Source organism: Streptomyces sp. sk2.1 (assembly GCF_008120935.1).
Taxonomy (GTDB): Bacteria; Actinomycetota; Actinomycetes; order Streptomycetales; family Streptomycetaceae; genus Streptomyces.
Genome location: NZ_RDBO01000020.1, coordinates 1,405,116 through 1,414,838 on the forward strand (window position 1 = coordinate 1,405,116; position 9,723 = coordinate 1,414,838).

General features: G+C 73.2%; 7 protein-coding genes. 3 read left to right on the plus strand and 4 right to left on the minus strand.

The annotated features are described in order from the left end of the window. From EAO76_RS09690 to EAO76_RS09700, 3 genes are all read left to right on the plus strand, one after another. Window positions 1-2,059, plus strand: a 2,059-nt coding sequence (locus EAO76_RS09690) for an FtsX-like permease family protein (RefSeq protein ID WP_148835673.1), incomplete at its 5' end; no start/stop codon positions are given. Next, window positions 2,056-3,018: an ATP-binding cassette domain-containing protein gene (locus EAO76_RS09695; RefSeq protein ID WP_148835268.1), complete on the plus strand. Its 963-nt coding sequence runs from the start codon at window positions 2,056-2,058 to the stop codon at window positions 3,016-3,018. The genes EAO76_RS09690 and EAO76_RS09695, both read left to right, overlap by 4 nt. A gap of 118 nt (window positions 3,019-3,136) precedes the next feature. Continuing rightward, window positions 3,137-4,693, plus strand: a complete 1,557-nt coding sequence (locus EAO76_RS09700) for an alpha/beta hydrolase (RefSeq protein ID WP_148835270.1) — start codon at window positions 3,137-3,139, stop codon at window positions 4,691-4,693. A gap of 123 nt (window positions 4,694-4,816) precedes the next feature. Here EAO76_RS09700 and EAO76_RS09705 read toward each other — a convergent pair whose 3' ends face one another. The 4 genes from EAO76_RS09705 to EAO76_RS09720 all read right to left on the minus strand — a co-directional run bounded on the left by EAO76_RS09705 (window position 4,817) and on the right by EAO76_RS09720 (window position 9,276). Further along, window positions 4,817-5,497, minus strand: a complete 681-nt coding sequence (locus tag EAO76_RS09705; protein ID WP_148835272.1) for a hypothetical protein — start codon at window positions 5,495-5,497, stop codon at window positions 4,817-4,819. Then, window positions 5,494-5,916, minus strand: a complete 423-nt coding sequence (locus tag EAO76_RS09710) for a thioesterase family protein (RefSeq protein WP_187438516.1) — start codon at window positions 5,914-5,916, stop codon at window positions 5,494-5,496. The genes EAO76_RS09705 and EAO76_RS09710 overlap by 4 nt, the downstream gene beginning before the upstream one ends. 5 nt (window positions 5,917-5,921) lie before the next feature. Beyond that, window positions 5,922-7,586, minus strand: a complete 1,665-nt coding sequence (gene ettA / locus EAO76_RS09715) for an energy-dependent translational throttle protein EttA (RefSeq protein ID WP_148835274.1) — start codon at window positions 7,584-7,586, stop codon at window positions 5,922-5,924. Window positions 7,587-7,866: 280 nt separating this feature from the next. Next, window positions 7,867-9,276 (minus strand): LAETG motif-containing sortase-dependent surface protein, encoded by a 1,410-nt coding sequence (locus EAO76_RS09720; RefSeq protein ID WP_148835276.1) that lies wholly within the window; start codon window positions 9,274-9,276, stop codon window positions 7,867-7,869. Window positions 9,277-9,723 lie beyond the last annotated feature (447 nt).

Consider the following 9,723-nt stretch of genomic DNA (forward strand, 5'->3'; position numbering starts at 1 on the left):
GTCCCCGCCCCGCTACTACTGGACCGCGGCCGTGCTGCTGGCGCCGGACGCCGGGCCCGCCCTGCTCGGCTCGACCGGCGAGCCGGAGATGTTCTGGCGGTTCCCGCCGGACGCCTCCGGGCTGACCGCCGCCGACGTGCCGGAGCTGCGCTCGGCGCTCGCCTCGCTGGAGAGCGGCCCGGGGCTGGTGCGGCTGCGGGCGATGGCCGGTGACAACGCGGCCTTCCGGACCGAACTGGACCGGATCCTCGCCGGGTACGACACGCTGCGCACGGCGATCGAGCCGGTCGTCACGGTGGCCGCCGTGGGCGTCGGGGCCGTCGCCGCCGTGGTGCTGCTGATGACGGCCGGGCTGATCGGCGGGCGGCGCCGGGAGGAACTGGCGCTGCTGCGGGCGCGCGGCGGTTCGCTGGCCGGGATGGGCGGGCGGCTGCTCGCCGAGACGGCGGTGGTCGTGGTGCCCGCGGCGGCACTGGGGCTGCTGGCCGCGCTGCCGTTCTTCGGACCGGTCCGGCTGTGGCCCTCGGTGGCCGGGCCGGTCCTCGTCGCCGCGCTGGTCTGCGTCGCGGTGCCGGTGGGAGCGGTGCTGCCGCATCGCCGGCTGCGGCTGCCCGGTACCCGCGACGACCTGATGGACGCCCGCCCGTCCCGGCTGCGTACGGTCGCCGAGCTCACCGTGCTGGTACTGGCGGTGGGTGCGGTGGTCGGGCTGCGGCGGCGCGGCACGGCGGACGGCGACGGCGGCGACCTGCTGGTCAGCGCGGCCCCGGTGCTCGTCGGGCTGATCGCGGCGCTGGTCCTGGTGCGGCTGCTGCCGTGGCCGCTGCGGCTGGCCTCGCGGGCCGTCGCCCGGCGGCGCGGGGCGGTCGGCTTCCTCTCGCTGGCCCGGGCCGGGCGGAGTTCGGCGGCCGGTGCGCTGCCGCTGCTCGCGCTGCTGCTGGCGCTGACCACGGCGGCGTTCGGCGGTTCGGTCCTCGCCGGGGTCTCGGACGCCCGGGACCGGGCGGCGGTGCTCACGGTCGGCGCGGACGCCCGGATCAGCGGGCTGCTCGACACGGCGCCGCTCCCGCCCCGGCTGGTCCGGGAGGTCCGGGAGGCGGACGGCGTACGGCAGGTGGCCGCGGTGCAGGTGGTGACCGAGGTGCCGATGCCGCCCGCCGCGGACGGCTCCGGCAGCATGAAGAACACGGTGGTGCTGGGCGTCGACCCCGACGCGTACGCCGGGCTGGCCCGTGCGACGGACCTGGGGCCGTTCCCGGCCGACCGGCTGCGGGCGGGCAGGGGCGAGGCGGGGAGCGTGGTCGTACCGGTGATCGCCTCGCCGACCACCGCCGCGGAACTGGGCGACGGGCCGCGCGATCTGACCACCCCGGCCGGGGACCTCAGGGTGCGGGTGGCCGGGATCGTGCCGCGTACCGCCGCCGTCCCCGGCCACGAGTTCCTGCTCGTCGACTCCGCGGCACTCACCCGGAAGCTGACCACCACCCTGCTGGTGACCGGGGACCCGGACCCGAAGGCGCTGCGGGACGCCGTCCGGCCGGCGGGCAAGAGCGTCTCCGTACGGCTGCGCGCCGAGGAGCGGGCGGCGTTCGTCGACACCCCGATGCAGCGGGGGGTGCGCGGGATCTACGCGGCGGCGGTCGCGGTCGGGGCGGGCTACGCCCTGCTGGCCGTCCTGCTGTCGCTGCTGCGCACCGCACCGGAGCGCATCGCCCTGCTGGCCCGGCTGCGGACCATGGGCCTCACCTCCCGGCAGGGCAGGCGGCTGCTGGGGCTGGAATCGCTGCCGCAGGCCCTGCCCGCGGCCCTCGGCGGGGTGCTGGTCGGCTGGGCGGCGATCACGCTGCTGGCCCCGGGCATCGACCTCGTGGGGCTGGCGCTCTTCAACGGTCCCGGCGCCACCGTGCCGGACACCGCCCACCTGCGGCCCGACCCGTGGTCGCTGGTGCTTCCGGCACTCGGCGTGGTCGTCCTCACCGCCACGACGGCCGCCGTCCAGGCATGGTGGGCGAGCCGCCGCGGATCGATCACCGAACTCAGGGCAGGAGACCCCCGATGACGTCACCGTCGACCGGCACCACCCTCGCCGAGCTCGAACAGCGGGCCACCGCCCGCCGCGACCGGCCCTCCTACGGGCACGACGCGCTGATCGCCTGCGACCGGCTGGTCCGGATCTTCTCCGCGGACGGGGTGGAGGTGCAGGCCCTCCAGGGCCTCGACCTCCTGGTCGCCGAGGGCGAGTTGATGGCCCTGGTCGGTGCTTCCGGCAGCGGCAAGTCGACCCTGATGAACATCCTGGCGGGCCTGGACGTGCCGACGGCCGGGTCGGCGAAGGTGGCCGGCCGCGATCTGCTGTCGATGGGGCAGAACGAACGGCTCCGCTACCGCCGGGAGATCGTCGGCTTCGTCTGGCAGCAGACCGCCCGCAACCTGCTCCCGTACCTCACCGCCGTCCAGAACGTCACCCTGCCGATGCAGTTGCGCGGCCGGGGCCGGAACGCCGAGCGGACCGCCCGCGCCGAGTCGCTGCTCCGGATCCTGGACATCGCGGACTGCCGCGACCGGCGCCCGCAGCAGCTCTCCGGCGGCCAGCAGCAGCGGGTGGCGATCGCGGTGGCGCTCGCCAACAGCCCGTCGGTGCTGCTCGCCGACGAACCGACGGGCGAGCTCGACTCGGCCACCGGGGAGCAGATCTTCGCCGCGTTCCGCCGCGCCAACGAGGAACTCGGCACCACGATCGTGATCGTCACCCACGACCAGACGGTGGCCTCCGAGGTCCGCCGCACCGTCGCCATCCGCGACGGCCGCACGTCCTCCGAGGTGCTGCGCCGCACCGAGGTGGACGCGGCGACGGGCCAGGAGTCCCAGGTGGCACGGGAGTACGCGATGCTCGACCGCGCGGGCCGGCTGCAACTGCCCGCCGACTACACGGAGGCGCTCGGCATGGAGCACCGGGTGATGCTGGAGCTGGAGCAGGACCACATCGGAATCTGGCCGGACGACCAGCCGCGCCCGTGACGGGCGGGGGTGGGGCCTGCCCCAGGCGGCTTCCACCGGGTGGCCCGATGGTTCCGCGGCACACGCGCTCCTAGCGTCGTACGCGGAGATCATCCGTACCCCCGATCCGAGGAGCACGATGCGCGTCGCCCCACTGGTCACCGCCGGCCTGGGCCTGGCCGGATTACTCGCGGGCGGTGTGCCCGCGTCGGCCGCCCCCGCCGCCGCACCCGCCGCCGCACCCGTCCACCAACGGCTCGTCTGGGGGCCCTGCCCGCCGCAGCAGCAGGAGCTGAACGCGGCGGGCGCGCGGTGCACGGAGGTGACCGTCCCCCTCGACCACTCCGACCCCGGCGGCCCGACGATCGAGATCGCCGTCTCCCGTATCGGGGCCACCGCGCCGCGCGGCGAACGGCGGGGCATCCTGCTGTCCAATCCGGGCGGTCCGGGAGGCACCGGCCTCGACAGCACCCTCGCCCTACGACCGGCGCTGAAGGACGTCGCGGACCGCTACGACCTGATCGGCTTCGATCCGCGCTTCCTCGGCGGATCCACCCCGATCGCCTGCGGCCCCGCCGCCCCGGCACCCGCGCCCGGCCCGACCRCGACCCCCCGCGCGGACTTCGAGCGGTCGGTGCGGTCCGCCCGCGACACCGCGCGCCGCTGCCTGACGCACGGCGACAACGCCCGGCTCCTTCCGCACGCCACGACCCGGAACGTCGCCCGCGACATGGACGCGATCCGCGCGGCGCTGGGCGAGCGCCGGCTGTCGTACTACGGCGTCTCGTACGGGGCCGACCTGGGCGCCGTCTACACCCAGCTGTTCCCCCGCCGCGCCGACCGCGTCGTCATCGACTCCTCGACCGACCCGGCGGCCACCCAGTACGAACTGTTCCGGCGGGCGGGCGCGCCCCTCGAAGCGGCCCTGGACGAATGGGCCGGCTGGGCCGCGCGCCGGAACACCGTCTACCGGCTCGGCACGACTCCCGCCCGGGTCCGGGCGAGCGTCCAGCGGCTGCTCGACGGCGCCGAGCGGCGCCCGGTCACCGTCTCCGGGGTCCGGCTCGACGCGCCGCTGCTGCGGCTGGTGCTGAGGCAGTTCATCCAGCACACGGAGTACGACCCGGCGCTCGCCGGTACGGTGCGCGATCTGACCGACGCCGCCGCGGGCAGGCCGGTCGAGCCGGGTCCGGAGCTCGCCGCCCTGCTCGAACTGCTGGAGTCGCCCGAGCTGGCGGACGGCATGCTGGGCGGGGCGCTCTTCATGTGCGGGGACCGCGGCTGGCCGGCCGGCGGCTGGCCGAAGGACCCGGAGACGTACTGGGCGAACATGGAGCGCAGCCGTGCCGCCCAGCCCGTATTCGGCCCGCTCGTCAACGGCATGACGGCCCCGTGCGCGTTCTGGACGAGCACGTCCCGCGAGCCCGCCCCGGTGATCGGGAACGCCGTGCCGGTGCTGATGCTCCAGGCCCGGCGCGACAACAACGTCCCCTACGAGGGGGCGCTGGCCCTGCACCGCAGGCTGACCGGTTCCCGGCTGGTGACGGCGGACATCCGCTCGCACGGGGTGTACGGGCGCGGAGCCGACGGGCTCACCCCCGTCCCCTGCGCCGACCGGGCCGTCGACGACTACCTGCGCGACGGCACCCTGCCCGGCGCCGACCTGACCTGCCCGCGCACCGGGGAGGACGACTGACCGACGGAGGTACGGTCCCGGCGGCGCCGCAGGACCGGGCGGCCCGGCACCGCCACCGGACCCGGCACCACTGCGGAACCGGACTCGCTCGGCTCCCGGCCCGCGCCCCTCGGCTTCCTGGCCTCAGCCCGCGCCCACCGTCACCGCGAGGGTGCCGAGGCCGCTTCCCGGGCCGCGCAGGGCGATCGAGCCGAACGGGGTGCGCAGCCGCAGCCAGGAGCCGGCCGCGAGCAGGGCGACCGGGAAGTCCGGTGCCGCGCGCAGGAAGCCCAGCGACTGGGCGGCGTGCACGGCGCGCAGCGGGAGGGCCGTGCCGCCGACCGTCCGGGACCAGATCTCGCGGCCGATCAGGTCCCGTTCCGCCCGGGTGCGGCGTTCCTCGGGCAGTGCCCCGTCGCGGCTGCGGAACTCGGCCACGGCGGCGGCGACGGCGCCGCGCAGGGCCGGTGGCCCCGGCAGCCCCGGCTGTTCCCGCCAGCCGCCGCGCGGCGGGAGCACGCCCGTCCACGGCGGCCCGGTGACGGGGGCCGGGATCGCGCCCGCGCCGGTCGACTCCTCCAGGGATTCGAGGAGCTCACCGGCGGACACGGTGACGTCGAACTCGTCCGGGACGGCGAGCCGCGCCGCCCGGACCGCCAGGACCTCGAACGACGGCGGACGGCCGAACACGGCCAGCGCGCCGCCGCCCGCCTGCAACCGCACCGCGGCGGCCCGGTCGTAGTGGAGCAGCCGGCCGAGGAAGGCCGCGAGGTCCGCGGCCTCCCTCGGGTCGGCGAATTCCAGCGACCGTACGGGCACCGTCATACCGCAGCGGGCTCCTCGGCCATGTACCGCTCAAGGAAGAGCCGTTCCTCGTCGGAGATCCGACGGGGCCGCGACCGGGCCAGGTCGTACGGCACGACGATGGTCGAGGCCCGTACGTACACCTCGTCCGGGTCCTTGATCTCGTACTGGATCGTCAGCGACGCCGCGCCGATCTTCGTGACCCACGACTCGATGGTGACCGGCGCGTGCCGGTGGACCAGCGGCCGTATGTAGTCGATCTCGTGCCGGGCCACGACGGACCCGCCCGAGAAGGACGGCGAGCCGTCCCCCGGCGCCAGCCGGAACATGAAGTCGATGCGCGCCTCCTCCAGGTAGCGGAGGAAGACCACGTTGTTCACGTGGCCGAAGGCATCCATGTCCGACCAGCGCAGCGGGCAGCTGTAGATATGACGAGCCAAGACGATCAGCCTCGCGTGAGCTTCTTGTACGTGGCACGGTGCGGACGGGCCGCGTCCGCGCCGAGGCGATCGACCTTGTTCTTCTCGTACGACTCGAAGTTGCCCTCGAACCAGTACCACTTGGAGTCGCCCTCGTACGCCAGGATGTGCGTGGCGACCCGGTCCAGGAACCAGCGGTCGTGGGAGATGACCACCGCGGCGCCGGGGAACTCCAGGAGGGCGTTCTCCAGCGAGGACAGGGTCTCGACGTCGAGGTCGTTGGTGGGCTCGTCGAGGAGCAGCAGGTTGCCGCCCTCCTTGAGCGTCAGCGCCAGGTTGAGGCGGTTGCGCTCACCACCGGACAGGACACCGGCCGGCTTCTGCTGGTCCGGGCCCTTGAAGCCGAACGCGGAGACGTACGCCCGCGAGGGCATCTCGACCTGGCCGACGTTGATGTAGTCCAGCTCGTCCGAGACGACGGCCCAGAGGGTCTTCTTCGGGTCGATGTTGGCGCGGGACTGGTCGACGTAGGAGATCTTGACCGTCTCACCGATCTTGACCGAGCCGCTGTCGGGGGTCTCCAGGCCCTGGAGCATCTTGAACAGCGTGGTCTTGCCCGCGCCGTTCGGACCGATGACGCCGACGATGCCGTTGCGCGGCAGCGTGAACGACAGGTCGTCGATGAGGACCTTGTCGCCGAAGGCCTTCGAGAGGTTCTCGACCTCGACGACGATGGAACCGAGCCGCGGGCCCGGCGGGATCTGGATCTCCTCGAAGTCCAGCTTCCGCATCTTGTCCGCCTCGGCCGCCATCTCCTCGTAACGGGCGAGACGGGCCTTGGACTTGGTCTGCCGGCCCTTGGCGTTGGAGCGGACCCACTCCAGCTCTTCCTTGAGCCGCTTGGCGCGCTTCTCGTCCTTGCGGCCCTCGACCTTGAGGCGGGCGGCCTTCTTGTCGAGGTACGTGGAGTAGTTGCCCTCGTACGGCAGGGCGCGGCCGCGGTCGAGCTCCAGGATCCACTCGGCGACGTTGTTCAGGAAGTACCGGTCGTGCGTGACGGCGACGACGGCGCCCGCGTACTTCGAGAGGTGCTGCTCCAGCCAGTTCACCGACTCGGCGTCGAGGTGGTTGGTGGGCTCGTCGAGGAGCAGCAGGTCCGGGGCCTCGATCAGCAGCCGGCACAGGGCCACGCGGCGCTTCTCACCACCGGAGAGGTTGGCGACCGGCCAGTCGCCGGGCGGGCAGCCCAGCGCGTCCATGGCCTGCTCCAGCTGGGCGTCCAGGTCCCACGCGTTGGCGTGGTCCAGGACCTCCTGGAGCTTGCCCATCTCGTCCATGAGCTCGTCGGAGTAGTCGGTCGCCATGAGCTCGGCGACCTCGTTGAAGCGCTTGAGCTTGCCCATGATCTCGGCGGCGCCGTCCTGCACGTTCTCCAGGACGGTCTTCGTCTCGTCGAGCTGCGGCTCCTGCATGAGGATGCCGACGGTGAAGCCGGGCGACAGGAACGCGTCGCCGTTGGACGGCTGCTCCAGGCCCGCCATGATCTTCAGCACCGTGGACTTGCCGGCGCCGTTGGGGCCCACGACACCGATCTTCGCGCCGGGCAGGAAGTTCAGGTTGACGTCATCGAGGATCACCTTGTCGCCGTGCGCTTTGCGCGTCTTGCGCATGGTGTAGATGTACTCAGCCAAGAGAGACCGTCCGGCAGCAATAGAGGTGTGGGCAGATACACCCATCTTGCCTGACGTCGGCACCCGGACGGAAACCAGTACGGCCTCCGGCCCGTGCGGATCGCGTACGGACCCGGCCCGGAGCCCCGCACGAAGAGCCCGGAGCCCCGTACGAAGGCCGCCCCGGGCACGCGAAAGCCCCGGTACGGGCCTGCGGACGCCGTGGTCGGCGTGCGCGGCGGCGTACCGGGGCCGTCACCGGGCGGGCGTGATGATCCGCCCGCCCCTCGTCACTGCTCGATCAGGCGGAGGCCTGAGTCTTGCGCTTGCGGAGCAGGAAGACCGCGCCGCCGCCGACGACGACGAGGGCGATCGCGACGCCCGCGATGACCGGGGTGGCGCTGGAGCCACCGGTCTCGGCGAGGTCACCCGAGCCGCCGGTGGCGCCGGAGCCGGAGGTGGCCGGAGCGGGCTTGTCCCCACCGGTCTGGGTGTCGGTGCCGCCGGTGGCGCTGCCGCTGGTCTTGCAGTCCAGGACGCCCTTGAACGTCTTGCTGAAGCCGCCGGGGCCGGTGATGGTGAAGTCGTACGCCTGGTCCTCGGCGACCGGGATGGTGACCGTCTCGGACTTGCCCGCCTCGATGGTGTGCTTCGCACCGGCCAGCTCGAAGGTGAACGCCTCGTCGCCCTCGTTGCTCGCGGTGACGTCCACGCCGCCCTTGGCGCAGTTCTTCTGTGCCGAGACGGCCGGGATGGCGCCCTTCTTGGCCCAGGTGCCGGTGGCGGTCGCGGAGACCGTGGACTCGCTGGAGCCGGCCAGGATCATGGTCTGGCTCTTGGTGACACCGGCGAAGGCCCGGCCGACCGGCACCGAGGTGGTGGCCTGGACGGTCAGCGAGGCGGTGCCGTCGGCGGCGCCCGCCGGGACGTCGAAGTAGAGCTCGGCGCCGTTGGCCGCGGTGGTGACGGGCTTGCCGCTCTTGTCGGTGACCTTGACGCCGCTCGCCGCGTCGGCGGGCGGGGTCACGGAGACCTGGCCGGCGTTGGTGTGGACGGTGATCGGGCCGAGCTTCTCACCGGACTTGCCGGAGACCGCGGCCGGGTCCAGGGCGAGGGACGCCTTGGGCTCGGCCTGGTCGACGGCGCTCTTCTCCAGCCAGTCGGCGAGCTTCTCGGCCTGGCCGTCGAGGGCCTCGACGTCGACGTCGTCCGAGTAGCGCCAGATGGCGACCTGGGTGCCCGCCGCCGCGGTCTTCTCGGTGAGCGGGCCGGTGCCGGCCGCCTTGGCGAGCGCCGCGAGGTCGTCGACCTGCGGGTAGGAGTGCTCCAGGATCCAGCGGATCTTGCCCGCGTTCTTGTTGGTGTTGAGCGAGGTCTGGTTCCAGGGGGTCTCCAGGTACTTCGCCTGGTCCTGGGTGGGGTTGTGGATGTCGATGCAGTACGTCTTGAGCTTGCCGCCGCCGTCGACCGTCATCTCGAAGAGACCGGCGGGCAGCTGCTGGTTCTTGCCGTCCGCGTGGAGCACAGCGCGGTCGTAGGTCTTCAACCCGTCCAGAACCGCGGCCGCGCCGCCCTGGTGCTGCGGGGCCTCGTCGGCGACCGCGCTGCCCGCGCCGACGAGGGCGCCTGCCATGACCAACCCGGACGCCACCACGGACGCGGCCAGTCTGGTTATGCCGCGCCGCCGTGAAGAGCCGGTCGTCGTCTCCATGGACGGCGAAGCGGTCGCTGAAGAAGCAGAAAACACAGAATTCCCCTCCGGGCAGGACCCTCCGCGCCCGATACGCGTGTGGGGATTGTCCTGCCAGTCGACTCAAGTGCCCCGTGAGTACGGGGGAATCCTAGGGACGAAAAGATGAACAGTCCCCAGTCATACCGTCGTACAACCATTCCGAATCGGAATCGTTATCGCCGATCTCGCATGTGTTCCCTTGACCTCTCGCATCCGGAACCGCCCCGCCCCCTCCGGTTCACGTTCCGTCCGGCTGTCGGGCCCGGACCGTTCACGGCACCGGGGCGAGTTCCCCGTCGGCCTTCCGGCTCCCCGTGGACCGCCCGCTCCTCCGCCGCACGCCCCGTTCCCCTTCCTCCTCCTCGCCTCCTTCGCCGCCGCCTCCCCCACCGCCTCCGTCTCCCCCACCGCCCCCGTCGCTCCCCC

Excerpts from the sequence above, each read along its gene's own strand:
- EAO76_RS09705 (WP_148835272.1), bottom strand. The coding sequence starts at position 5,497 with ATGACGGTGCCCGTACGGTCGCTGGAATTCGCCGACCCGAGGGAGGCC.
- EAO76_RS09695 (WP_148835268.1), top strand. The coding sequence starts at position 2,056 with ATGACGTCACCGTCGACCGGCACCACCCTCGCCGAGCTCGAACAGCGG.
- EAO76_RS09720 (WP_148835276.1), bottom strand. The coding sequence starts at position 9,276 with ATGGAGACGACGACCGGCTCTTCACGGCGGCGCGGCATAACCAGACTG.